The sequence below is a fragment of the Pseudomonas jessenii genome (genome assembly GCF_002236115.1).
GTDB classification, from domain to species: domain Bacteria; phylum Pseudomonadota; class Gammaproteobacteria; order Pseudomonadales; family Pseudomonadaceae; genus Aquipseudomonas; species Aquipseudomonas jessenii.
In genome coordinates this window covers 341144-365382 of the sequence record NZ_NIWT01000005.1, presented here as the reverse complement: position 1 = coordinate 365382, position 24239 = coordinate 341144, and the positions used below count along the sequence as shown (strand labels likewise).

Annotated in this window: 20 protein-coding genes; 13 read left to right on the top strand and 7 right to left on the bottom strand. The window is 60.1% G+C overall.

From position 1 onward, the window contains the following. The first annotated feature begins 6 nt into the window (after positions 1 to 6). The 4 genes from PSJE_RS18440 to gcvP all read left to right on the top strand — a co-directional run bounded on the left by PSJE_RS18440 (position 7) and on the right by gcvP (position 6396). Complete coding sequence (locus tag PSJE_RS18440) at positions 7 to 1623, top strand: ABC transporter permease (RefSeq protein WP_057712827.1); 1617 nt, start codon at positions 7 to 9, stop codon at positions 1621 to 1623. Positions 1624 to 1779: 156 nt separating this feature from the next. Further along, complete coding sequence (gene gcvT, locus PSJE_RS18435) at positions 1780 to 2862, top strand: glycine cleavage system aminomethyltransferase GcvT (protein WP_090452064.1); 1083 nt, start codon at positions 1780 to 1782, stop codon at positions 2860 to 2862. A gap of 48 nt (positions 2863 to 2910) precedes the next feature. Then, positions 2911 to 3294, top strand: a complete 384-nt coding sequence (gcvH, locus tag PSJE_RS18430) for a glycine cleavage system protein GcvH (protein ID WP_090452062.1) — start codon at positions 2911 to 2913, stop codon at positions 3292 to 3294. Positions 3295 to 3522: 228 nt separating this feature from the next. Beyond that, on the top strand, positions 3523 to 6396 hold the full coding sequence (gene gcvP, locus PSJE_RS18425) for an aminomethyl-transferring glycine dehydrogenase (protein WP_090452060.1): 2874 nt from the start codon (positions 3523 to 3525) through the stop codon (positions 6394 to 6396). Positions 6397 to 6590: 194 nt separating this feature from the next. On the opposite strand, the gene PSJE_RS18420 is transcribed toward gcvP, so the two are convergent. From PSJE_RS18420 to PSJE_RS18400, 5 genes are all read right to left on the bottom strand, one after another. Next, on the bottom strand, positions 6591 to 6908 hold the full coding sequence (locus PSJE_RS18420; RefSeq protein WP_057712831.1) for a DUF2388 domain-containing protein: 318 nt from the start codon (positions 6906 to 6908) through the stop codon (positions 6591 to 6593). Positions 6909 to 6976: 68 nt separating this feature from the next. Continuing rightward, entirely contained in the window at positions 6977 to 7426 is a 450-nt protein-coding gene (locus PSJE_RS18415; RefSeq protein ID WP_057712832.1) for an NfeD family protein, read from the bottom strand. Positions 7427 to 7434: 8 nt separating this feature from the next. After that, a complete protein-coding gene (locus tag PSJE_RS18410; RefSeq protein WP_057712833.1) occupies positions 7435 to 8355 on the bottom strand; it encodes an SPFH domain-containing protein in 921 nt (306 codons plus the stop codon). A gap of 84 nt (positions 8356 to 8439) precedes the next feature. Continuing rightward, the gene (gene tfpB, locus PSJE_RS18405; protein WP_090452058.1) at positions 8440 to 10224 is read right to left on the bottom strand and encodes a type IV pilus assembly ATPase TfpB; all 1785 of its coding nucleotides are present in this window, start codon (positions 10222 to 10224) and stop codon (positions 8440 to 8442) included. A gap of 90 nt (positions 10225 to 10314) precedes the next feature. Continuing rightward, on the bottom strand, positions 10315 to 10653 hold the full coding sequence (locus PSJE_RS18400; protein ID WP_090452056.1) for a hypothetical protein: 339 nt from the start codon (positions 10651 to 10653) through the stop codon (positions 10315 to 10317). 126 nt (positions 10654 to 10779) lie between these two features. Between PSJE_RS18400 and PSJE_RS18395 the strand changes: the two genes are divergently transcribed. After that, entirely contained in the window at positions 10780 to 11250 is a 471-nt protein-coding gene (locus tag PSJE_RS18395) for an Lrp/AsnC family transcriptional regulator (protein WP_090452054.1), read from the top strand. A gap of 115 nt (positions 11251 to 11365) precedes the next feature. Here the strand turns inward: PSJE_RS18395 and PSJE_RS18390 are convergent, their stop codons facing one another. Further along, positions 11366 to 12733, bottom strand: a complete 1368-nt coding sequence (locus PSJE_RS18390) for a CYTH domain-containing protein (protein ID WP_090452052.1) — start codon at positions 12731 to 12733, stop codon at positions 11366 to 11368. 157 nt (positions 12734 to 12890) lie between these two features. On the opposite strand from PSJE_RS18390, the gene argE reads away from it, so the two are divergent. Beyond that, positions 12891 to 14039, top strand: coding sequence for an acetylornithine deacetylase (gene argE / locus PSJE_RS18385; protein ID WP_057712837.1), 1149 nt, complete (start codon positions 12891 to 12893; stop codon positions 14037 to 14039). Positions 14040 to 14284: 245 nt separating this feature from the next. Next, positions 14285 to 15583 (top strand): amino-acid N-acetyltransferase, encoded by a 1299-nt coding sequence (gene argA / locus PSJE_RS18380; protein ID WP_057712838.1) that lies wholly within the window; start codon positions 14285 to 14287, stop codon positions 15581 to 15583. A 127-nt stretch (positions 15584 to 15710) separates the two neighbouring features. On the opposite strand, the gene tauA is transcribed toward argA, so the two are convergent. Then, positions 15711 to 16700: a taurine ABC transporter substrate-binding protein gene (tauA, locus tag PSJE_RS18375; RefSeq protein WP_090452050.1), complete on the bottom strand. Its 990-nt coding sequence runs from the start codon at positions 16698 to 16700 to the stop codon at positions 15711 to 15713. 363 nt (positions 16701 to 17063) lie between these two features. Between tauA and PSJE_RS18365 the strand changes: the two genes are divergently transcribed. From PSJE_RS18365 to ssuD, 6 genes are all read left to right on the top strand, one after another. Continuing rightward, positions 17064 to 18395: an OprD family porin gene (locus PSJE_RS18365; RefSeq protein ID WP_090452049.1), complete on the top strand. Its 1332-nt coding sequence runs from the start codon at positions 17064 to 17066 to the stop codon at positions 18393 to 18395. 412 nt (positions 18396 to 18807) lie between these two features. Further along, positions 18808 to 20148 carry an OprD family porin gene (locus tag PSJE_RS18360; protein WP_090452045.1) on the top strand — a complete coding sequence of 447 codons (1341 nt, stop codon included), beginning with the start codon at positions 18808 to 18810 and terminating at the stop codon, positions 20146 to 20148. Between the two features lie 293 nt (positions 20149 to 20441). Next, positions 20442 to 21080: a peroxiredoxin gene (locus PSJE_RS18355; protein WP_090452043.1), complete on the top strand. Its 639-nt coding sequence runs from the start codon at positions 20442 to 20444 to the stop codon at positions 21078 to 21080. Between the two features lie 334 nt (positions 21081 to 21414). Continuing rightward, positions 21415 to 22008, top strand: a complete 594-nt coding sequence (ssuE, locus tag PSJE_RS18350; RefSeq protein WP_007993145.1) for an NADPH-dependent FMN reductase — start codon at positions 21415 to 21417, stop codon at positions 22006 to 22008. An 89-nt stretch (positions 22009 to 22097) separates the two neighbouring features. Continuing rightward, a complete protein-coding gene (locus PSJE_RS18345; protein ID WP_057712844.1) occupies positions 22098 to 23063 on the top strand; it encodes a sulfonate ABC transporter substrate-binding protein in 966 nt (321 codons plus the stop codon). A gap of 25 nt (positions 23064 to 23088) precedes the next feature. Further along, on the top strand, positions 23089 to 24237 hold the full coding sequence (gene ssuD / locus PSJE_RS18340; RefSeq protein WP_090452041.1) for an FMNH2-dependent alkanesulfonate monooxygenase: 1149 nt from the start codon (positions 23089 to 23091) through the stop codon (positions 24235 to 24237). The last annotated feature ends 2 nt before the right edge of the window (positions 24238 to 24239 follow it).

The following is a 24239-nucleotide window of genomic DNA, read 5'->3' as shown; positions in this document are numbered from 1 at the left end:
AAGCCTGTGGCCCATCCCGCCCAACGCCGCTGGTATCCAGTCGTCTTCGCCATTGCTGCGCTGGTCCTGTTGCCCCTGAGCGTGTTGCTGCTGTCCTGGCAAACCATCGATCAACAGATCTGGTCTCATCTCTGGGACACGCAGATGCCGCGTTTGCTGGGCAATACCCTGACCCTGGTGCTAGGCGTCGGTGTCGGCGTGACAGTCCTGGGTGTCAGCCTGGCCTGGCTCACCAGCCTTTGCGAATTCCCCGGTCGGCGCTGGCTGGACTGGGCATTGATGCTGCCCTTCGCGATCCCGGCCTATGTGCTGGCCTTCGTCTTCGTCGGCCTGCTGGATTTTGCCGGGCCCGTGCAAACCCTGCTGCGCGAGTGGTTTGGCAGTGGCCTGCGGCTGCCGCGCGTGCGCTCCACGGGTGGCGTGATCGTCGTGCTCGTGCTGGTTTTCTATCCCTATGTTTACCTGCTGGCCCGCACAGCCTTCCTTGCCCAGGGCAAAGGCCTGATGGAAGCCGCGCGGGTCCTTGGTCAATCGCCCTGGCAAGCGTTCTGGCGGGTGGCATTGCCCATGGCGCGGCCAGCCATTGGTGCGGGCGTGGCATTGGCACTGATGGAAACCCTGGCGGACTTCGGCGCAGTGTCGGTGTTCAACTTCGATACCTTCACCACGGCCATCTACAAGACCTGGTACGGTTTTTTCAGCCTGTCGTCCGCCGCGCAACTGGCCAGCCTGTTACTGCTGGTGGTGATGCTCGTGCTCTACGGCGAACGGCGTGCCCGTGGGGCGAACAGGGCAAGTAACGAGCGACCACGGGTCAAGGCGCTGTATCACCTGCGAGGCGTCAAGGCGCTGGCGGCCACGACGTGGTGCTGCCTGGTGTTCGCCTGTGCTTTCGTTATCCCGATGCTGCAATTGGTGGTGTGGTTCTGGCTGCGTGGGCGCTTCGATCTCGACGAGCGCTACACCGGGTTGATCGTCCATACCTTGTACCTGGGGGCGATGGCGGCGTTGATCACCGTCAGCGTCGCCTTGTTACTGGCGTTTGCCCGACGACTGGCGCCCACCCGGGTCATTCGTTCCGGGGTCAGTCTGGCCAACCTGGGCTACGCCTTGCCCGGTTCGGTGCTGGCGGTGTCGATCATGCTCGCGTTCAGTTACCTGGACCGCGAACTGGTGATCCCGCTCTCGAGCTGGCTCGGTGGTGCGGGCAAACCGCTGCTGCTGGGCAGCCTGTCGGCATTGTTGCTGGCCTATCTGGTGCGATTCATTGCGGTGGCTTACGGACCGCTGGAAAGCAGCCTGGCGCGTATACGGCCATCTTTGCCCGAAGCGGCACGTAGCCTTGGCGTCAGTGGGCCACGACTGTTTTTCAAAGTGTATCTGCCACTATTGCTACCCGGCACGTTGAGCGCCGCGCTGCTGGTGTTCGTCGATGTGCTCAAGGAAATGCCCGCAACCTTGCTGATGCGCCCGTTTGGCTGGGACACGCTGGCGGTGCGAATCTTCGAAATGACCAGCGAAGGCGAATGGGCGCGGGCGTCTTTGCCGGCATTGACCCTGGTACTGGTCGGGCTGTTACCGGTCATCGGATTGATCCGACGCTCAGCACATCGAAACAGCTAGGTGTCAGTCCTACACCTTGCGGCTACAATGCGCGGCATTCGGTGCGGTCCGTCTGACAGACCAGGTAGCTGAAATCGGCTGAAGGCCCTTTGTTTCAAGGCATTCAGTCCGTGCAGCACCTGCCCGCATCTTCGCCACGCCCGGAAGGAGAAACCCATGGGACAGCGTACGCCTCTGTATGACCTTCATCTCGCACTCGGCGCGAAGATGGTCGATTTTGGCGGTTGGGACATGCCTCTGCATTATGGATCGCAGGTCGAGGAACACCATCAGGTGCGCCGCGATTGCGGTGTCTTCGATGTATCCCACATGACCGTAATCGATGTCGGTGGCGCCCAGGCAAAAGCCTGGCTCCGGCATTTACTGGCCAATGATGTCGAACGCCTGCACAGCCCAGGCCGTGCGTTGTACAGCACCATGCTCAACGAGCAGGGCGGGATTGTCGACGACATGATCGTCTACCGTCTCGATGAGGGTTATCGCCTGGTGGTCAACGCCTCCACCCGCGATCAGGACATGGCCTGGATGCAAGCGCATCTCGACGGTTTCGATGTGCAACTTCGCGAGCGTTCCGAGTTGGCGATGCTGGCCATCCAGGGCCCCCACGCCCGACAGAAAATTGCCGAATTGGTCAGTCAGTCCCGCGGCAACCTGATCCAGCTCCTCAAGCCTTTCGAAGGCCTGTCCGATGGTGACTGGTTCATCGCACGCACCGGTTATACCGGCGAAGACGGCCTGGAAATCATTCTGCCGGCCGATCAGGCGCCAGGCTTTTTCAACGATCTGGTCGGAGCCGGGATTTCTCCCATCGGCCTCGGCGCGCGGGATACCTTGCGGGTCGAAGCCGGCATGAACCTTTACGGTCAGGACATCCAGCAGGATATTTCACCCTTGGCCTCCAATATGGCCTGGAGCATTGCCTGGGAACCTGCCGCCCGGCAGTTCATCGGGCGCAAGGCGCTGGAAACCGAGCAGGCCGCCGGTGTACAGCACAAACTGGTCGGTCTGGTCCTTGAGGAGCGTGGTGTTTTGCGTGCTCATCAGGTGGTCCGCATCGCCGATGTTGGCGAAGGGGAGATCACCAGTGGTAGTTTCTCTCCTACGCTAAGCAAGTCGATTGCACTGGCGCGCGTGCCGATGGCAACAGCCGACCGCGCTGAAGTGGAAATCCGTGGCAAGTGGTACCCGGTCCGGGTGGTCAAACCGACCTTCGTACGCCACGGCAAAACCTTGATCTAATCTTTTCTGGCGGACATGACCGCCGACCATTTCCTGAGGACACAGAACATGAGCGATATCCCTGCCGACCTGCGTTTTGCCGAAAGTCACGAATGGGCACGTCTGGAAGCCGATGGCACCGTCACCGTGGGCATCAGCGATCACGCGCAGGAAGCGCTGGGTGACGTGGTGTTTGTCGAGCTGACTGAGGTCGGCAACGTGTTTGCTGCCGGTGATCAGTCGGGTGTCGTTGAATCGGTTAAAGCCGCTTCCGACATCTACTCCCCGATTGCCGGTGAAGTGATCGCGGTCAACGAAGACTTGAGCGCTTCGCCGGAACTGCTCAACAGTGACCCGTACGGCGCGTGGATCTTCAAGATTAAGCCAAGCAACGCTGCAGACCTGGAAAAACTGCTGGATGCCGCCGGCTACAAGGCCGCCATCGGCGAGTAAGCCTTCAGCGTCATCCAAAGCCCCGACTCGTCGGGGCTTTTTGTTGTCTGGCGAATTTCCCTTGTAGGAGCGAGCTTGCTCGCGATGGTCGTTAACGATAACGCTGCAACTTGAGACCCCGCGGCGCGCTCGGGGTCATCGCGAGCAAGCTCGCTCCTACAGAGTGGCTGCTATGCTGGTTTGACCGTGTTGCATCGACGCTGAGCGCCAGTCAAGAGAGAGCCCGTCATGTCCCAATTGCCGTCCCTGAGCCAGTTACGCGACCCCAATGCCTTTCTGCGCCGCCACCTCGGGCCCGATGCCGCCGAGCAACAGGCGATGCTCGACAGCCTCGGCCTGGGCAGTCGGGTCGATTTGATCGAGCAGACGGTGCCGCCGGGCATCCGCCTCAACCGGCCGTTGGACCTGCCCCCGGCACTCGATGAAGAGGCCGCGCTGGCCAAGCTGCGCGGTTATGCCGAGCAGAACCAGGTCTGGACCAGCCTGATCGGCATGGGCTACCACGGCACCCTCACACCGGCGGTCATTCTGCGTAATGTGCTGGAAAATCCCGGCTGGTACACCGCATACACCCCCTATCAGCCAGAGATCGCCCAAGGGCGACTTGAAGCGCTGCTGAACTTCCAGCAACTGACCATCGACCTGACCGGCCTGGAACTGGCCAATGCCTCGCTACTCGATGAAGCCACCGCCGCGGCGGAGGCCATGGCCCTGGCCAAGCGGGTCGCCAAGTCCAAAAGCAACCTGTTCTTTGTCGACGAAAACTGCCACCCGCAAACCATTTCCGTGGTGCAGACCCGCGCTGAAGGTTTCGGCTTCGATCTGATCGTCGACACTGTGGATAACTTGAAGCGGCACCAGGTGTTCGGCGCGCTGCTGCAATACCCTGACACCCACGGTGAAATCCACGACCTGCGACCGCTGATTGATCACCTGCACGCGCAACAGGCTCTGGCCTGTGTCGCCACGGATTTGCTGAGCCTGTTGTTGTTGACTCCGCCGGGTGAACTGGGTGCCGATGTGGTGTTCGGCTCGTCCCAGCGATTTGGCGTGCCCATGGGCTACGGCGGGCCTCATGCGGCATTTTTTGCCAGCCGCGATGAATACAAGCGTGCGATTCCCGGGCGGATCATCGGTGTTTCGAAAGATGCGCGGGGCAACACCGCCCTGCGCATGGCCCTGCAAACCCGCGAGCAACACATTCGCCGGGAGAAGGCCAACTCCAACATCTGCACGGCCCAGGTGCTGCTGGCCAATATCGCCAGTTTCTATGCGGTCTACCACGGCCCCGAAGGGCTCAAGCGGATTGCCCAGCGGGTTCATCGGCTGACCTGCATCCTTGCCGCCGGGCTTGAGCGCAACGGTATCATCCGGGTGAACCGGCACTTCTTCGACACCCTGACGCTGGAAGTCGGCGGGACCCAGACCGCCATCATCGAAAGTGCCCGGGCTGCGCAGATCAACCTGCGCATTCTCGGGCGCGGCCAATTGGGCTTGAGTCTCGACGAGACCTGCGACGAAGGCACCGTGGCGAAGCTGTTCGACGTGTTCCTGGGGGCCGATCACGGGCTCAGCATCGACGACCTGGATGCCGAAGTCTTGCCTGGCGGAATTCCCCAGGGGCTGGCGCGAACCTCACCTTATCTGCGTCACCCCGTGTTCAGCGCCCATCACAGCGAAACCGAGATGCTGCGCTACCTCAAGCAGCTGGAAAACAAGGACCTGGCGCTCAATCAATCGATGATCCCGTTGGGCTCCTGCACCATGAAGCTCAACGCCACCAGCGAGATGATCCCGATTACCTGGCCGCAGTTCGCTAACCTGCACCCGTTCGTGCCCAAGGAACAGGCAGCCGGTTATGGGCTGATGATCGAAGAACTGGAGCGCTGGTTGTGCGCGATCACCGGTTTCGACGCGATTTGCATGCAACCCAACTCCGGTGCCCAGGGCGAATACGCCGGGCTGCTGGCGATCCGCAAATACCATGAGAGCCGGCAACAGGGCGGCCGCGATATCTGCCTGATTCCTTCGTCGGCTCACGGCACCAATCCCGCGTCGGCGCAAATGGCCGGGATGCGCGTGGTGATCGTCGAGTGCGACGAGGCGGGCAACGTCGACCTGGATGACCTCAAGGAAAAAGCCGCGCAGGCCGCCGAAAAACTCGCCTGCCTGATGGCGACCTACCCTTCGACCCATGGGGTGTATGAGGAAGGCATCAGCGAAATCTGTGAGGTGATCCACCAGCACGGGGGGCAGGTGTACATGGATGGCGCCAACCTCAACGCTCAGGTGGGGTTGGCGCGGCCGGCCGATATTGGTGCCGATGTCTCGCACATGAACCTGCACAAGACCTTCTGCATTCCCCATGGTGGCGGTGGGCCGGGCATGGGGCCGATTGGTGTTCGGGCACATCTGGCGCCGTTCGTGGCCAACCATCCGGTGGTGCCGATCGAAGGGCCGCACCCGCAAAATGGTGCTGTCAGCGCAGCGCCCTGGGGCAGCGCAAGCATTTTGCCGATCAGCTGGATGTACATCGCCATGATGGGCCCGCAACTGGCGGACGCCAGCGAAGTGGCGATCCTGGCCGCGAATTACCTGGCGCGGCATTTGTCCGGTGCTTTCCCGGTGCTCTATACCGGGCGCAACGAGCGGGTGGCCCACGAATGCATCCTCGACCTGCGACCGCTCAAGGCGTTGACCGGCATTACCGAGGAGGACGTGGCCAAGCGTCTGATGGATTACGGCTTCCATGCCCCGACCATGTCGTTTCCCGTGCCGGGGACGCTGATGGTCGAACCGACCGAAAGTGAATCGAAGGCGGAGCTGGACCGGTTCATCGGGGCGATGCTGAGCATCCGCGCGGAAATCAACGAGGTGCAGAACGGTAATTGGCCGGCTGAAGAAAACCCGTTGAAAGGTGCGCCGCATACGTTGGCCGATATCACCGGCGTGTGGGAACGACCCTACAGCATCGTGCAAGCGGTCACGCCGGACGCGCACACCAAGGCTCACAAATATTGGCCGGTGGTGAACCGGGTGGACAATGTGTATGGGGACCGGAACCTGTTTTGTGCGTGTGTGCCGGTGGATGATTACCGCTGACTTCCCAGGTTGTACATAACCCCTGTGGGAGCGAGCTTGCTCGCGATTGCGGTGTGACAGTCAATGAAGTTTTTACTGATCCACCGCTATCGCGAGCAAGCTCGCTCCCACAGGGGGGCTCGGTGAACATGAGATTTGCGTTCGCCAGGCAAAAAAATGCCGCTCAATTGAGCGGCATTTTTTATTCGCAACGCTTATTCCGAAGCCACGGCATTCTTCGCCAGGATCGCGTTCGCCAGTTCCATGTCCGTGGCTTGCAGGCCCGGGTTTTCGGCGCGGACCTTCTGCATGGCCGCTTCCAGGTACGGACCGCGGATACCGCCGTCACTGGCGACGAAGCTGCTGGCATCGTCCTGGGCCGCGACGACCAGCTTGTTATCCTTGGATGTCAGATAGCTCGAACCGGTGGTTGCACCGGACGTAAGAACGTTACGCCAAAAAGTATCGGCCATCGCCGAACCGACAGGCAGGGACAACAGCGCGACGGTAGCGACAGCAAGTTTGAAACGCATGACAGGGTGACTCCACTGGGTTGACTACGCGGTTGGATTGCCAACCCCCAATCGAGTTCCGTGGTCGCTTAATCCGCCGCTTCGACCAGCAGGATGGCGCCTTGCTGGCCGACCACCCGCACGCGGCTGCCAGTGGCGGTGTCCGGCCCGCGGGCCATCCACACGCCGTCAGCCACCTTGATCTTGCCGCGACCGTCGACAATCGCTTCATGCACCACGAAGGTTTTGCCGATGAGTTCCTGGCCGCGCAGATTCAGGTGCGGCTGATCACTGGGACGCATCGCCGTGCGCTGACGCCGCCACCAGTACAACGCGGTGGTGATCGACAGCAGGCCGAACAACAGAAACTGCCATTCCCAAGACAGGTCCGGCATCAGGAAGGTCAAGACGCCCACGGTTGCCGCGGCCATACCGATCCACAGCAGATAACCGCCGGCGCCGAACACTTCGAGAATCAACAGCACCGTGCCCAGCGCCAACCAGTCCCAGAATGAAAGGTGCTGCAAAAATGCCCACATGGCGTGCCTCAGGCTTTCTTGTTATCGAAAGTGGCCTTGACGATTTCGCCAATGCCGCCCACCGCGCCGATCATCGAACTGGCTTCCAGCGGCATCAGGATCACCTTGCTGTTGTTGGCCGAGGACAACTTGCCCAGCGCATCGATGTACTTCTGCGCCACGAAGTAGTTCACCGCCTGCACGTTGCCGCTGGCGATGGCTTCGGACACGACTTTAGTGGCCTGGGCTTCTGCCGCGGCTTGCCGCTCGCGGGCTTCGGCTTCCAGGAATGCGGCCTGGCGACTGCCTTCGGCTTCGAGGATCTGCGCCTGCTTCTTGCCTTCGGCGGTCAGGATCGCTGCGGCGCGCAGGCCCTCGGCCTCGAGGATCTGCGCACGCTTGATTCGCTCGGCTTTCATCTGCCCCGACATCGCCGCCATCAGGTCGGCGGGCGGGCTGATGTCCTTGATCTCGATCCGGGTGATCTTGATGCCCCAAGGCGCGGTCGCTTCGTCGACGGTGCGCAGCAGTTTTTCGTTGATCCCGTCACGCTGGCTGAGCATGGCGTCGAGCTCCATCGAGCCGAGCACGGTGCGGATGTTGGTTTGCAGCAGGTTGCGGATGGCGTGTTCGAGGTTGTTGACCTCGTAGGCCGCCTGGGCGGTGTTGACCACCTGGAAGAAACACACGGCGTCGATTTGCACCGTGGCGTTGTCGGCGGTGATGACTTCCTGTGGCGGAATATCCAGCACGCTTTCCATCACATTCATCTTGCGGCCGATGCGGTCCATGACCGGAATGATGACGTTCAGCCCCGGCTTGAGCGTGTTGGTGTAGCGACCGAAACGCTCGACGGTCCATTCAAAGCCTTGGGGCACGACCTTGAAACCCATGAACAGAATGGCGACCACCAGGCCGACAAAAAGCAAAAGCACACTACCGATCTGCATAACGTTTCCTTGTTGATGTGTGGATCTGTGGAGTTGCAATGGCTGGAGTGTAGCTGTGCCGATGCCGGATCAGTACAGCCGGGCTCAGTTCTGCTCGCTCTGGGGAGTCACGCGCAGAATCTCCTCGATAGTCGTCAGCCCGGCGGCGACCTTTTGCGCTCCTGACAACCGCAGGCTGCGCATGCCCTCCTTGAATGCCTGGCGCCGCACGGCCAGCAGATCGGTGTCGGGACTGATCAACGCCTTGATGCCATCGCTCAGTTGCATGATTTCGTAGACCCCGGCGCGACCGCGATAACCGGTGTCGCGGCATTCCACGCAACCGATGGCACGCTGGGCATTGGCCGGCAACGGTGCTTGCCAGGGACGGGTCAGGGTTTGCCAGTCGTCTTCGCCCAGCGTCAGCGGCGCCTTGCAGTGCGGGCACAGGGTTCGTACCAGTCGCTGGGCCATGACGCCAAGCACTGTGGCCTTGATCAGGTAATGCGGCACACCGAGCTCCAGAAGACGGCTGATGGCGCTGGGCGCGTCGTTGGTGTGCAGGGTCGACAGCACCAGGTGCCCGGTGAGCGCCGCCTGGATCGCCATCTCCGCGGTTTCGAGGTCGCGGATCTCGCCGATCATGATGATGTCCGGGTCTTGCCGCATCAGCGCGCGCACGCCAGCGGCGAAGGTCAGGTCGATGTTGTGCTGGACCTGCATCTGGTTGAACGCCGGCTCGACCATTTCAATCGGGTCTTCGATGGTGCAGAGGTTGACCTCCGGCGTCGCCAGTTTTTTCAGGGTGGTGTAGAGGGTGGTGGTCTTGCCCGAGCCCGTCGGCCCGGTGACGAGGATGATGCCGTGGGGCTGGCGGGTCATGTCTTGCCAGCGGCGCAGGTCGTCGGCGGAGAAACCAAGCTGGTCGAAGTCCTTGAGCAATACTTCCGGATCGAAGATCCGCATGACCATTTTTTCGCCGAAGGCCGTGGGCAGTGTCGACAAGCGCAATTCGACTTCACCGCCATCCGGAGTCTTGGTTTTCACCCGGCCGTCCTGGGGTTTGCGTTTCTCCGCGACGTTCATGCGCCCCAGGGTTTTCAGGCGACTGACGATGGCCATGGTGACCTGGGGCGGGAATTGATAGACGTTGTGCAGCACGCCGTCGATGCGAAAGCGCACCGTGCCTTGCTCGCGCCGGGGCTCGATATGGATGTCGCTGGCGCGTTGCTGGAACGCGTACTGGAACAGCCAGTCGACGATATTGACGATGTGGGCGTCGTTGGCGTCCGGCTCCTGGTCGCTGGCGCCGAGGTTGAGCAGCTGTTCGAAATTGCCGAGGGTACTGACTTGCGGGTCGGCGCTGTTCGCCCCGGTGACCGATTTGGCCAGGCGGAAGAATTCGACGCTCAAGCGCTGGATGTCCACGGGGTTGGCCACCACACGCTTGATCGGCAATTTGAGCACGTGGGTCAGGTCAGCCTCCCAGCCGCTGACATAAGGCTGGGCGCTGGCCACGGTTACCGCCTCGCGGTCGATGGCTACCGCGAGGATCTTGTGGCGCTGGGCGAAGGCATAGGACATCAGCGGGGTCACGGCCGCGACATTGATTTTCAGTGGGTCGATGCGCAGGTAAGGCTGGCCGGCCTGCCGGGACAGCCACAGGGTCAGGCTCTCGAGGTCCAGCGGTTTGCCGGGGCGGCTGAGATCGTCCAGCTGTTGGCTGGCAATGAACTCCAGCGGATGCATCTGCCCAAGGGAGGCGTTGCGGCGGCGGGCATTGAGTGCGTGTTCGGCCGAATCCTGGCTGATAAAGCCCTGGGCGACGAGTTCGCGCAGTAGATCATTGAGATCCAGCCAGCGGTCCTGAAGGGCGATTTGTACGGACATGCGGGCTCCTTTTGAACGACAGTGCGCAAAGGATAGCCGTGGCTCGGCTGACCGCTGGGCCACTACCCGACAAAGCCGTTTCGGAGTTTTTCAGCCCGCCGCTTGAACCGCTTCGGTCCATGGGGCATCAGCTTCTTGCAGCTCCACCGAGCAGACGCTGATCAGGTTGCGAAGTTTTTCCGCAATCACTTGCGCGCGGTGCCAGCTCAAACCGTCGATGACAACTTCGATGGTCAGCCAGTCGTCCTGGCGCTGCGCGCTGACCTGCTCCGGCGTGAGCAATTGCAGGGCGAACAGATTGAGGGCGCGACACAGCAGGTCCGGTTCAGCCTCGGCCGTCATTTGATAGCGAACCCGGCAATGGGCGTTGCCGACGTTCCAGACATCGGCGCGGGCAGGTGGGGTGTTCACGGTTTCGAGATACGGCATGGTCAGGCTCCAGAATCATTGGAGAAATGTTTACATCCTGTGCCGGGTATTTCTTCTCTATGATTGGCTGTATTGCAGAAATGAAGAATAAATCAATTCACTTATTACGTAGTTAAGGGTTTTTTTATGCACAGCGAACTGGACAGCTACGACCGCAAGATCCTCGCCTTGCTGCAAGAGGACGCTTCGCTTTCCAGCGCACAGATCGCCGAGCAGGTGGGGCTCTCGCAATCGCCGTGCTGGCGGCGGATTCAGCGGATGAAAGAGGAGGGCATCATTCGCGGCCAGGTGACCTTGCTCGACCGCAAGAAAATCGGCCTGAACACGCAGATCTTCGCGGAGGTGAAACTCAATGCCCACGGGCGTTCGAACTTCACCGAATTCACCGAGGCGATTCGCGGCTTTCCGGAGGTGCTGGAGTGTTACGTGCTGATGGGGGCGGTGGATTTCTTGCTGCGGATTGTCACGGCGGACATCGAGGCGTACGAGCGCTTCTTCTTCGAGAAGCTGTCGATGGTGCCGGGGATTCAGGAGGTCAATTCGATCGTGGCGTTGTCGGAGATCAAGTCGACCACCAGTTTGCCGGTGTTGCGCTGATGATGTTTGAGGGACTTTGTGGCGAGGGGGCTTGCCCCCGTTGGGTTGCGCAGCGACCCCAAAAATGGGCCTGCTGCGCAGTCCAACGGGGGCAAGCCCCCTCGCCACAAAGGTATTACAGGCGCAGCAACATTTTCCAGGCGCGGTTCTGATACACCGCAATCGCCTGCTGCTTACGTGCATCCAGGACTTCGTCGGTGATCGACTCGTTGGCCAGTTGCGCCAGCTTGTTCAACTCGCCGTACAGGCGATCCATTTCCGGGATCTCCAGCACGTTGCGCGCATGGTGCAGCCAGACCTGGATGCGTTCGATGCGCGGCAGTTGCTCGGCCAGGTCTTCCGGTTGTTGCTGGTAACGTTGCAGTTGCAACGAAGTGGCTTCTTCGCCCAGCAGGCGCGGCAACCAGCTGCCCAGTTGCGCAGCGCCCTGGCGATTGCCACGGGTGTTGCGGTCGGCGGCCCAGGTGCGGGCCAGCAGCCAGCGCGAGGTGGTCAGGGAGAACAGGCCCCAACGCGGGTCTTCGAGTTCTTCGAGGAACTGCTCGGGCGCGGCTTTGCGCACGTCTTCATCGTCCAGGCCGGCCTGGACCAGCGGGCGCCAGTCTTCCAGCAAGGCATCGAGGGCGATACGCAGATCGTGGGTCGACTGACGCGGAGCGGCCTGGCCCAGGCTGCTGATCAGCGCGCGCATTTCCGCGAGGCACTCGACCCAGTCCTGCAACAGGCGCCAGTGACCGTTGAAGCGATACTGCTCGGCCAGACGCTGGCTGCTGCCCAGCAAATGCCAGCTCAGCGCGGCGAACGCGTCGTCCAGCGGCGTTTCAGCGGTGATCTGCGGTGCCGGCAGGCTCAACGAATAGCTGTGGGCGTCGTACAGGCGATAACCGCGCTCGGCCTTGCTGATATCGCATGGCATCAGGGCCAGTTTCTCGGCCAGCTCGGCGGCCAGTTCCAGCAGGGCTGCCGGTTCGCCTTCGCGCAGTTCCAGTTCCAGCTCGCAGATTTCTTCTTTCTGCTTGCCGACCACGACGTGACCCAGGTCCAGCGCGGCTTCGATAACCACTTTGGTCTTGCCGCGACCCCAGGCGATTTCCGCGCGTTCGCGGACGAAGTCGGTGGTGAAGATTGGCTTCAGGGTCTTCTTGTCCAGTTCGGCCAGTTCCTCGGGCCAACATTCGCCGTCGAGTTTCTTCAGGTCGAGCTTGGCCTTGGGCAGGTTCCAGTCGTATTCGTTACGAACGGACAGACCGGCGACGCTCTGGCCGCGGGTCTTGAGGGTCTGAATCACTTCTTCGCCATCCTTGCGCAGGCGCAGGGCGACTTTGGCCTGCGCCAGGTCACGCTCGGGCGTGTCGAAGTACTGATTCATCAACTCACGGCGTTCCCAGCCACTTTTGTTGCGTTTTTTCAGTAACGGGTGCTCGCGCAGTGCGGCGAGGGTTTCGCGGCTGACGCGGAGTTTGATTTCGGTTTCTTTCTGCATGGCCGGAAAATCCAGGATCGGGAGCGCAGCCGGGGGAATGTGTGGCTGCCAAGGTCGTGCAGTGTACAGGACTCAAGGTTAGTACGCGCCGAGACGGTTTATTCCTGTCATCGGTTGGTTCTATGATGGACTTCAATTCAGGTGCCGGGAGTCAGCGATGCCATTGCCGTCGATGAAAGAACAATTCGCTGCGTTGATCGCTGCACCGTCCGTCAGTTGCACCCAACCCAGTCTCGATCAAACCAACCGCCCGGTCATCGATCTGCTGGCGACATGGCTCGGTGAGCTGGGTTTTACCTGCGATATCCAGCAAGTCAGCCCCGGCAAGTTCAACTTGCTGGCCAGTTTCGGCTCCGGCCCCGGCGGCCTGGTACTGGCCGGGCACAGCGACACCGTGCCGTTCGACGGTGCGCTGTGGCAAACCGACCCGCTGAAGCTCACTGAAGTCGACGGTCGTTGGGTCGGCCTGGGCAGTTGCGACATGAAGGGCTTTTTCGCCCTGGCCATCGAGGCGGTCATACCGCTGCTCGATCAGCCGTTCAAACAGCCGTTGCTGATTCTCGCCACTTGCGATGAAGAAAGTTCGATGTCCGGTGCCCGCGCACTGGCCGAAGCGGGGCGACCGCTGGGGCGGGCGGCGGTGATCGGCGAGCCGACAGGGCTCAAGCCGATCCGCATGCACAAGGGCATCATGATGGAGCGCATCGACATCCTCGGCCAGAGCGGTCATTCCTCCGACCCGCGCCTGGGCCACAGTGCCCTGGAAGCCATGCACGATGCCATCGGTGAACTGCGTGGCTTGCGCTTGTTATGGCAGCGCGAATTCCGCAATCCACAGTTTGGCGTGCCGACGCCAACGATGAATTTCGGCTGCATCCATGGCGGCGACAACCCCAACCGCATCTGCGGCCAGTGTTCGCTGGAATTCGATTTGCGGCCGCTGCCCGGCATGGACCCCAAGGTCCTGCGCGCCGAGATCCTGCAGAAGCTCAAGCCGGTTGCCGAGCGGCATCAGGTCAAGATCGATTACGCGCCGTTGTTCCCCGAAGTGCCACCGTTCGAACAGGCCGAGGACGCAGAGTTGGTGCGCATTGCCGAAAAGCTCACCGGCCACAGCGCCGAAGCAGTGGCGTTCGGCACCGAAGCACCTTATCTTCAGCGTCTTGGCTGTGAAACGCTGGTGCTTGGCCCGGGTGATATCGCCTGCGCCCATCAGCCGGGGGAATACCTCGAAATGTCACGTTTGCAGCCTACGGTGCATCTATTAAGGCAACTGATCGAACACTATTGCCTGACTCCCGTGTAGGAGCGAGCCTGCTCGCGATGGACGTTAACGATGACGAGGGCTGCCTGGATGAGCTCGGTGCCCTCATATCCATCGCGAGCAAGCTCGCTCCTACAGGGTTTTGCAGTTAAATTGCCGATGTCCCAACCCGTATTCATGAGGAGAGCGCGCGTGTCGCCAAGCCTGTTCCGACGATAACCATCAGCCCGCTGTGCGTTTTCAGTTTCGCCCTTTTTTCGGCTGCTATTTATTACAGGCCCAGGTTCATGCCCGAATACGTCAATTGGCTTCGTCACGCTTCGCCTTACATCAACGCCCACCGCGATTGCACCTTTGTCGTCATGCTGCCCGGCGACGGCGTTGAACACCCGAATTTCGGCAATATCGTCCACGACCTGGTGCTGTTGCACAGCCTGGGCGTGCGTCTGGTGCTGGTTCACGGTTCCCGCCCGCAAATCGAAGCGCGCCTCGCGGCCCGTGGCCTGACCCCGCATTACCACCACGGCATGCGCATCACCGATGCCGCGACCCTGGAGTGCGTGATCGACGCGGTTGGCCAGTTGCGCATTGCCATTGAGGCTCGCCTGTCGATGGACATGGCTTCGTCGCCGATGCAGGGTTCGCGCCTGCGGGTGGCCAGCGGCAACCTGGTGACGGCACGGCCGATCGGCGTGCTTGAAGGCGTCGACTATCACCACACCGGCGAAGTGCGTCGGGTCGACCGCAAGGGCATCAACCGTCTGCTGGACGAGCGCTCCATCGTGCTGTTGTCGCCGCTGGGCTATTCGCCGACCGGGGAGATTTTCAACCTGGCCTGCGAAGACGTCGCCACCCGCGCAGCCATCGACCTGGGCGCGGACAAGCTGCTGCTGTTCGGCGCCGACCTGGGCCTGATCGACGAACACGGGCGCCTGGTGCGTGAACTGCGTCCGCAGCAGGTGCCGGCGCATCTGCAACGGTTGGGCAGTAACTACCAGGCAGAATTGCTCGATGCAGCGGCCGAAGCTTGCCGTGGCGGCGTGGCCCGCAGCCATATCGTCAGTTATGCCGAAGACGGTGCACTGCTGACCGAGCTGTTCACCCGCGACGGTGGCGGTACGCTGGTGGCCCAGGAGCAGTTCGAAGTCGTACGCGAAGCGGCCATTGAAGACGTCGGTGGTTTGCTGGATTTGATCAGCCCGCTGGAAGAGCAGGGCATCCTGGTGCGCCGTTCCCGCGAGGTGCTGGAGCGCGAAATCGAACAGTTCAGCGTGGTCGAGCGCGAAGGCATGATCATCGCCTGTGCGGCGCTGTATCAGATTGCCGATTCGGATGCCGGTGAACTGGCGTGCCTGGCGGTGAATCCGGAGTATCGCCATGGCGGTCGCGGTGATGAATTGCTGGAGCGCATCGAGACCCGCGCCCGGGCTCAGGGTTTGAAGACATTATTCGTCCTTACTACCCGCACCGCTCACTGGTTCCGCGAGCGTGGTTTTGTGCCGAGCAGCGTTGATCGTCTGCCGTCGGCGCGGGCGTCGCTGTACAACTATCAGCGTAATTCGAAGATCTTCGAAAAAGCCCTTTGATCAGGATACGGTCCCTGTAGGAGCGAGCTCGCTCGCGAAAATCGTGAATGATAACGCGTAAACCAGATGCCCAGTGGCGTCCTTGGGTTTTTCGCGAGCAGGCTCGCTCCTACAGAGGTCGGTGATGTTACTCGGCGACAAACTTCGCGCTGACATACGGCGAGTAATCCGGCAGCACCGTCTCCACCTTCCCTTGTTCCTTCAAGAATTTCGCCGTCTCGCCAATGGCCTTGGCCGTGCCGCCGTCCAGCAGCGCGGCGCTCTGTTGCGCCTTGGCATCCGGGAATGCGGAACCGGCCAGTAACTCCGGCACATCGGCGGCATTGGCACCGGTCAGTTTGGCGATTTTCTGCACCGGTACCGAGTCGGCAGTCCAGCTGGCTTTATGCGCCGCGTAATCAGCAAAGGCGTCGAGGGTGACCTTGGCGAATCTGGCCACCACCTCCGGGTGCTTCTCGGCGTAATCCTTGCGTGCCACCCAGACCTCGAAGGTGGGTGCTCCCCATTGGCCTACCTGTGCAGCGTCGGTCAGGGTCTTGCCACTCTTGCGGATTTCCCCCAGGGCGGGCGACCAGACAAACGCGCCATCAATATCTCCCCGCTTCCAGGCTGCCGCGATTTCCGCCGGCTGCAGGTTCACCACTTTGACTTTCGAACTGTCCAGGCCCCAGTGCTTCAACGCACCGAGCAGGCTGTAGTGGGAGGTTGAAACGAAAGGCGTGGCGATGGTCTTTCCGATCAGATCTTGTGGTTTTTCGATGCCGCTGCCATTGCGCACCACAAGCGCTTCGGCGGCATTGATCTGGGCCGAGACGATGAACGCGACAATCGGCAGGTTGCGCGAAGCGGCAGCGGCCAGCGGACTGGAGCCGAGATTGCCGATTTGTACATCGCCGGAGGCAATCGCCGTGACCACTTCCGGGCCGCTGTTGAAGCGTCGCCAGTCGATGGGCTGGCCGATGGTTTTTTCATAAAGGCCATCGGCCTGGGGGACTTTGCTGGGGTCGATTCCGGTTTGATAGCCGACGGTGAGGTTCGCCGCCTGGGCGGTGAAAGAAAATGCGAGAGATACACAAACTGTAACAATTGGTCTGGATAGTGCGCGCTTGATCGTCATGGGGCTGCCTTTCGGTAAGGATTTGTTTCCGGATTGCGTCAGAAACTAATCGATCTAAAAAAGCAAAAATAAATACCGTTTAGGAATTAGCTTATGAGCCGAACCCTTTGTTCTGGGGGGGGCTGAAAATTGAGCGCTAAATTCCTAAACGGTATTAGAAAAGAATCGGGTAATTCTTTTCAGGTTCATGACGAATTCATGACCCGGCAGGGACCAAAAAATCGGGGGTTAGACAAAGGTCGTAGACACACATGGTTACGATTGACTTGTGGGTCACGGTCTGGCGCTAATCGCGCATCTTAGGATTTCGGGCGACGACTCGAGACCAGGAATACAAGAACTAGAATCGAGAGGAGCTACACAATGAACAAGTCCACCTTGGCTTTGGCCGTGGCCGTAGGGGTTTTGGCGCAGCAGGCAGGCGCCGCAGGTTTCCTGGAAGACAGCAAGGCGTCCATCAGTTCCCGGACCATGTATTACAACAACGATAACCGTGAAGGCGGTGCGGATCAGAAAGAGTCCGCAGAAGGCCTGAAATTCGATTATCTGTCCGGTTTCACCCAAGGCACTGTCGGTTTCGGTATCGACGCCCAGGCATTGCTGGGTATCCACCTGGACGGCGGCAAGGGTCACCACCCGGACAACAACACCTTCTTCCCAAGCGACAGCGATGGTTCGGCCGTGTCCGAATGGAGCCGTGCAGCCGCTAACGTCAAGGCGCGCTTCTCGAAGACCGAAGCCCACTTGGGTGGCGCCCTGGCACCCAACTTGCCGATCCTGGTCGCGAACGACAGCCGTCTGCTGCCACAGACCTTTGACGGTGGCACCATCACTTCGAAAGAAATCGACAACGTGACCTTCAACGCAGGTCAGTTGGAGCATTCGGCGGGTCGCGCCTCTTCGAACTCCACCGGCCTGGCCGTGGCTGGCGGCACAGAGGACAGCAACAAGTTCTACTACGGTGGTGCTGACTGGAAGGTCACCAAGGACCTGACCCTGCAGTACTACCACTCGAATCTGAAGGACTACTACAAGCAGGACTTCCTGGGCTTGATCCACGTGTTTCCGATCGACGCCAAACAGTCCTTCAAGACTGATATTCGCTACTTCGACAGCAGCTCCGACGGCAAGAACGGTGATCCGGGTTTCCGTTTCAACAACAACAACGGTTTCGCCAGGAACCCGGGCGAGGTCGATAACAAGACCTGGAGCGCCATGTTCACCTACACCCTGGGTGGCAACGCCTTCCTGCTCGGTCATCAGCGCGTCAGCGATGACGGTGGTTTTGTCTACCTGAACCAGGGCAACGTGGTTGATGGCAATGGCCGTCCGGAAGGCAACGGCGGCGCCAGCTTCTACCTGTTCACCGACTCCATGATCAACGGATTTGTTCGTGCCGGTGAAAACACCACCTTCGGTCAGTACTCCTATGACTTCGCCGGACTGGGCGTGCCGGGCCTGAAAACTTCGATCGCCTACCTGCATGGCGACAACATCAAGGCTACCAACGGCAGCGGCCCTGATGGCTCCGAGTGGGAACGCGACATGCGGATCGACTACACCATCCAGCAGGGCGCTCTCAAAGGCTTCGGCGTAACGCTGCGTAATGGTGTCTACCGCGGCAGTGAAGTCTCCAACAACCCTGATGTTGACCAGACTCGTCTGATCTTCAACTACACCTACAGCTTCCTGTAACAAGCCTTGTAAAAAAGCCTCGCCTGCTGGCGAGGTTTTTTTTGCCTGTTTTTTTATATTCCATAAAGATCTTTACTGATTATTTATTATTCTTTTTAGTTTTTAAATATCCCGCTTAAAGTGCGCCTGTCCGGCACTCATCCCTGAGCCCGGATTTGGCGATTTCGTCCCTCGACAATAGTTCAGGTGCAGGAATCGGCCTTGCCGCCGATACCTCGGATCTGTCGTGGGAAGTCATATTCCTAAGTGATATTAAAAAAAATCAAAAAATTCTTTTTGGCTTTAAGGCCATGTATCCTGCGGCCCGCCAAATGACCGGCCTAGACGGTTTGCCGCGAATTTATGCATTCAGGATCCCGGGCAATCGATTCGGGACCAGGAACATCAGAACTAGAAACGAGAGGAGCGAAACATGAACAAGTCCACCTTGGCCATGGCTGTGGCCGTCGGGGTTTTGACCCAGCAGGCAAGCGCCGCGGGTTTTATCGAAGACAGCAAGGCAACATTGGGGCTGCGTAACTTCTACATCAACACCGACTACCGTGACGGAGCCGGTGCCAACAAAAACGAAGAGTGGGGCCAAGGCTTCGATCTGCGTTTCATCTCCGGTTACACCCAGGGCACCGTCGGCTTCGGCATCGATGCAATCGGCCTGTTGGGCGTGAAACTGGATTCGGGCGGCGGTACCAACGGCGCCACGGCGACCTCTTACGGCGGCACGGTTTTCCCGAGCAAATCCAACGGCGAGGCAGTTGATGATTTCTCCAGCCTGGGCCTGACGGCCAAAGCCAAGGTTTCCCAGACCGAATTGAAGCTGGGCACCCTGCAGCCGAAAAACCCGGTGATCGTGACCAACGATGGTCGTCTGCTGCCGCAAACCTGGCAGGGTGGCCAGATCACGTCCGGCGACATCAAGGATCTGACCCTGGTTGGTGGCCAGATCGAAGCCGTTAAAGGCCGTAACTCCAGCAACAATGAGCAGATGTCGATTTCGGGCGCGAACACTCGCGGCACCAAATTCCGCGACAGCAACAAGTTCATCTATGCCGGTGGCGACTACAAGATCACCAAGGACCTGACGGCCCAGTACTACTACGGCAATCTGGAAGAGTTCTACAAGCAACACTTCCTGGGTCTGGTGCACAACTGGGCAATCGGCCCTGGCGTGTTGAAGTCGGATTTCCGTTATTTCAACAGCTCTGATGATGGCGCCAACGGTCACGACCCGCTGTACTTCACCACTGGCAACTACAACGCGCCAAACGGTAAAGGCAAGGTCGACAACAACCTGTACAGCGGCCTGTTCCTGTACACCGTTGCCGGTCACACCTTCGGTGGCGGTTATCAGGTCAGCAACGGCAGCAGCGATTTCCCTTGGCTGAACCAGGGCGACGGTTCGTCGAACTACACCATCACCGATGCGCAAATCCAGAAGTTCGGCCGTGCTGGCGAGCGTACCTGGCAAGCACGCTACTCCTATGACTTCGCCAAGGTCGGCGTACCTGGCCTGACGGCGGGTCTGGTTTACCTGCACGGCGACAACATCGATACCGTTAACGCCAAGGGTGGCGAGGCGGCCAATGGTGCTTCCGAGTGGGAGCGCGATCTGAGCGTGGCTTACGTCGTTCAGGAAGGTCCGCTGAAAAACCTGGGCCTGGCGTGGAAAAACGCGACCTGGCGCACCGACCTGCCGAGCACGCGTTCGCAGGACGAAAACCGCCTGATCGTCAGCTACTCGATCCCGCTGTTGTAATAGCGCTCGCGTAACCGAGACAAAAAAAGCCCCGCCCGGTATTGCACCGGGCGGGGCTTTTACATTTTCAAGACGGGTTCACCCCCGTAATCCCGCCTTGAACTTCCCTCTTTGCAGCAACTCAAGGCCTTCTCGAACCTTGGGGGCGATGTTCGGCCGGTTGTGCGGGGTACGTCCAGTGAATAGATATTTAATATTTCTTTATGATCTAAATAAATCGATATTTATTCTTTTTAATAGATAAAAAACACAGGCACAGTTGAACCCATCAAGCACTCACAAGGAGCAGCACCATGGGTCTCAGACTTGGCGATATCGCCCCCGATTTCGAACAGAACTCCAGCGCCGGCACCATCCGTTTCCATCAGTGGCTGGGCGATAGTTGGGGCGTGCTGTTTTCCCATCCAGCGGACTTCACGCCGGTGTGCACGACTGAATTGGGCTTCACCGCCAAGCTCAAGGATGAGTTCGCAGCGCGCGGCGTCAAGGCCATCGCTTTGTCGGTGGACCCGGTGGATTCGCACCACAGGTGGATCGAGGACATCAACGAAACCCAGGACACCGTGGTCAACTTTCCGATCCTGGATGACGCCGACCGCAAAGTCTCGGACCTCTACGACCTGATCCACCCCAACGCCAACGACACCCTGACCGTGCGCAGTCTGTTCGTGATCGACCCGAAGAAAAAGGTCCGGCTGACGATTACTTACCCGGCGAGCACCGGCCGCAATTTCAATGAAATCCTGCGGGTGATCGACTCGCTGCAACTCACCGACAACTACAGGGTGGCCACACCGGCCAACTGGCAGGACGGTGATGAGGTGGTGATCGTGCCGTCGCTTAAAGATGAGGATGAAATCAAACAGCGTTTTCCCAAGGGCTATCGAGCGGTTAAGCCTTACTTGCGCCTGACGCCGCAGCCTAATCGGTGAGTCATCAATATTTACGGTGTGGCTGATGCCGCCTTCGCGAGCAAGCCCGCTCCCACATTTGTCCGCGTACCCCCTTGTGGGAGCGGGCTTGCTCGCGAAGGCGTCGGGTCAGACACCACAGGTTTCACAGTTAACAGCATCCACAAAGCAGGGGATTTCAGGCCGTTTCGACGGCCTGTTTTTTTGCCTGGAAGAAACAGCTTTCTATATTTCTTTAAGGTATAACCAAATGAATAAATATGATTTATGGATATATAAATCAACTGTTAAGGTCACTCCATCGAAGCGAGATCGCAAACCGCGAATCGCCAACACCGTGCAAGGAATCGTCTGAATGTTGGTTGTCTCACTCGGTGGCAGTCCCAGTCAGCGCTCTCGATCCGGGGTGCTGCTGGATCGCTCCCAGCGTTGGTTACAGGGGCAGGGCGTGGAAGTGGTGAGTTATCAGGTACGGGACTTCCCGGCCGAGGACTTGCTGCACGCACGCTTCGACAGCCCCAAGGTGATCGACTTGTTGCAACAAATTGAAAACGCCGATGGCCTGCTGATCGCCACACCGGTTTACAAGGCATCGTTTTCCGGAGCATTGAAGGTCGTGCTGGATTTGCTGCCCGAACGCGCCTTGAGCCACAAGGTGGTTCTGCCGATGGCCACTGGCGGCAGCATCGCCCACATGCTGGCGGTGGACTACGCGCTCAAGCCGGTGCTGTCGGCATTGAAGGCTCAGGAAATGCTGCAAGGCATTTTTGCCGTCGACAGCCAGATCGCCTACGGCGAAGGCAGCGCCCTGGCGCAGTTGGCGCCGGAGCTGGAGCAACGACTGAATGAATCGCTTGAGCTGTTTTTCAGCGCCATGGCGCGACGGCCCAAGCCGCTCGATCCGAACCTGTTGAATGATCGTTTGTTGAGTGCTCGCTGGAGCATTTAAGCCTCACCGAAAATTGAAGTACTGGCCTTACTCGCCCGCCAACGGGCAAGCAGGTGCAGCCAAAACCCAACTGCAAAAAGGAGAGCGCCATGCGCCCTGTCATTTTGCGTCGTGGTCTGGTCGCTCTGTTTGCTGCGGCTGTCACCTTCGGCGCCATTACTCAAGCTCAGGCCGAGACTTTACGAATCGGCTATCAGAAATACGGCACCCTGGTGCTGCTCAAAGCCAAAGGCACCCTGGAAAAACGCCTCGCCGCCCAAGGCGTGGACGTGCAATGGACGGAATTCCCCGGTGGCCCGCAACTGCTTGAAGGCCTGAACGTCGGTTCCATCGACTTCGGTGTCACCGGTGAAACTCCGCCAGTGTTCGCCCAGGCGGCTGGTGCTGATTTGCTCTACGTCGCCTACGAACCGCCAGCGCCGCACAGTGAGGCGATCCTGGTGCCGAAGGACTCGGCGATCAAATCGGTGGCGGACCTCAAGGGCAAGAAAGTCGTCCTCAACAAAGGCTCCAACGTGCACTACCTGCTGGTGCGTGCACTGGAAGACGCCGGCCTCAAATACACCGACATCCAGACCGTATTCCTGCCGCCGGCCGATGCCCGCGCCGCGTTCGAACGTGGCAGTGTCGACGCCTGGGTGATCTGGGACCCCTACCAGGCCGCCGCCGAACAACAGTTGCAAGCGCGCACTCTGCGCGATGGCCAGGGCATCGTCGACAACCATCAGTTCTACCTGGCGACCAAACCTTATGCGCAGAAAAATCCCGAGGTGATCAAGACCCTGGTGGAAGAAGTGCGCGCGGTGGGCGAGTGGTCCAAGGCTAACCCGCAAGAGGTGACCCAACAGGTTTCACCGCTGCTCGGCCTGCCAGCCGACATCACCCTGACCTCGGTGAAACGCCAGGGCTATGGCGCGTTGTTCCTGACTCCGGAAGTGGTCGCGGCGCAGCAGAAAATTGCCGACAGCTTCTACCAGCTCAAGTTGATTCCCAAGCCGTTGAGCATCAAAGACGTGATCTGGACGCCGCCGGCCGCCGTTGCCAAAGCCCAATAAATCGATTCCCCAAGGAGACCACTCCATGAGCCTCAATATTTTCTGGTTCCTGCCTACCCACGGCGACGGCCATTACCTTGGCACCGCCGAAGGCGCCCGCGCCGTTGATCACGGTTACCTGCAACAAGTCGCGCAAGCCGCTGACCGCCTGGGTTTTGGCGGGGTACTGATTCCGACCGGACGCTCCTGCGAAGACTCTTGGTTGGTAGCGGCATCGCTGATTCCTGTGACCCAGCGTTTGAAGTTCCTTGTCGCCCTGCGCCCCGGGATCATTTCCCCGACGGTGGCGGCGCGTCAGGCCGCGACCCTGGATCGACTGTCCGGCGGTCGTGCGCTGTTCAACCTGGTGACGGGTGGTGATCCGGAAGAGTTGGCGGGCGATGGTCTGTTCCTCAGCCACGAAGAACGCTATCAGGCCTCGGTGGAATTCACCCGCATCTGGCGCCGGGTACTGGAAGGTGAAACCGTCGATTACGACGGCCAGCACATCAGCGTGAAGGGCGCGAAGTTGCTCTATCCGCCGATCCAGCAGCCGCGTCCGCCGCTGTACTTCGGCGGCTCCTCTGAAGCCGCGCAAGACCTGGCCGCCGAACAGGTGGAAATGGTCTTGACCTGGGGCGAGCCACCGGCCGCCGTCGCGGAAAAAATCGAACAGGTCCGAGCCAAGGCCGCCAAGCTCGGACGCACCGTGCGCTTCGGCATTCGTCTGCATGTGATCGTGCGCGAAACCAACGATGAAGCCTGGAAAGCCGCGGATCGGCTGATCTCCCATCTCGACGACGAGACCATCGCTCGTGCCCAGGCTTCGCTGGCGCGTTTCGATTCGGTCGGTCAGCAACGCATGGCCGCATTGCACGGTGGCAACCGCGACAACCTGGAGGTCAGCCCTAACCTGTGGGCCGGCGTCGGTCTGGTGCGCGGCGGTGCCGGTACGGCGCTGGTGGGCGATGGTCCGACCGTGGCCGCCCGCGTGAAGGAGTACGCGGACCTCGGCATCGATACCTTCATCTTCTCCGGTTATCCACACCTGGAAGAGTCGTACCGGGTGGCCGAGTTGCTGTTCCCGCACCTCGATGTCGAACGTCCTGAACTGCCGAAGAGCGCCGGTTACGTCAGCCCGTTCGGCGAGATGGTCGCCAACGACATTCTTCCCAAAGCCGCGTCCCAGAGCTGAGG

What these genes read in the sequence shown, in the direction of transcription:
- gcvT (WP_090452064.1), top strand. Translation starts at nt 1,780, where the DNA reads ATGGGACAGCGTACGCCTCTGTATGACCTTCATCTCGCACTCGGCGCG.
- gcvH (WP_090452062.1), top strand. Translation starts at nt 2,911, where the DNA reads ATGAGCGATATCCCTGCCGACCTGCGTTTTGCCGAAAGTCACGAATGG.
- gcvP (WP_090452060.1), top strand. Translation starts at nt 3,523, where the DNA reads ATGTCCCAATTGCCGTCCCTGAGCCAGTTACGCGACCCCAATGCCTTT.
- PSJE_RS18420 (WP_057712831.1), bottom strand. Translation starts at nt 6,908, where the DNA reads ATGCGTTTCAAACTTGCTGTCGCTACCGTCGCGCTGTTGTCCCTGCCT.
- PSJE_RS18415 (WP_057712832.1), bottom strand. Translation starts at nt 7,426, where the DNA reads ATGTGGGCATTTTTGCAGCACCTTTCATTCTGGGACTGGTTGGCGCTG.
- PSJE_RS18410 (WP_057712833.1), bottom strand. Translation starts at nt 8,355, where the DNA reads ATGCAGATCGGTAGTGTGCTTTTGCTTTTTGTCGGCCTGGTGGTCGCC.
- tfpB (WP_090452058.1), bottom strand. Translation starts at nt 10,224, where the DNA reads ATGTCCGTACAAATCGCCCTTCAGGACCGCTGGCTGGATCTCAATGAT.
- PSJE_RS18400 (WP_090452056.1), bottom strand. Translation starts at nt 10,653, where the DNA reads ATGCCGTATCTCGAAACCGTGAACACCCCACCTGCCCGCGCCGATGTC.
- PSJE_RS18395 (WP_090452054.1), top strand. Translation starts at nt 10,780, where the DNA reads ATGCACAGCGAACTGGACAGCTACGACCGCAAGATCCTCGCCTTGCTG.
- PSJE_RS18390 (WP_090452052.1), bottom strand. Translation starts at nt 12,733, where the DNA reads ATGCAGAAAGAAACCGAAATCAAACTCCGCGTCAGCCGCGAAACCCTC.
- argE (WP_057712837.1), top strand. Translation starts at nt 12,891, where the DNA reads ATGCCATTGCCGTCGATGAAAGAACAATTCGCTGCGTTGATCGCTGCA.
- argA (WP_057712838.1), top strand. Translation starts at nt 14,285, where the DNA reads ATGCCCGAATACGTCAATTGGCTTCGTCACGCTTCGCCTTACATCAAC.
- tauA (WP_090452050.1), bottom strand. Translation starts at nt 16,700, where the DNA reads ATGACGATCAAGCGCGCACTATCCAGACCAATTGTTACAGTTTGTGTA.
- PSJE_RS18365 (WP_090452049.1), top strand. Translation starts at nt 17,064, where the DNA reads ATGAACAAGTCCACCTTGGCTTTGGCCGTGGCCGTAGGGGTTTTGGCG.
- PSJE_RS18360 (WP_090452045.1), top strand. Translation starts at nt 18,808, where the DNA reads ATGAACAAGTCCACCTTGGCCATGGCTGTGGCCGTCGGGGTTTTGACC.
- PSJE_RS18355 (WP_090452043.1), top strand. Translation starts at nt 20,442, where the DNA reads ATGGGTCTCAGACTTGGCGATATCGCCCCCGATTTCGAACAGAACTCC.
- ssuE (WP_007993145.1), top strand. Translation starts at nt 21,415, where the DNA reads ATGTTGGTTGTCTCACTCGGTGGCAGTCCCAGTCAGCGCTCTCGATCC.
- PSJE_RS18345 (WP_057712844.1), top strand. Translation starts at nt 22,098, where the DNA reads ATGCGCCCTGTCATTTTGCGTCGTGGTCTGGTCGCTCTGTTTGCTGCG.
- ssuD (WP_090452041.1), top strand. Translation starts at nt 23,089, where the DNA reads ATGAGCCTCAATATTTTCTGGTTCCTGCCTACCCACGGCGACGGCCAT.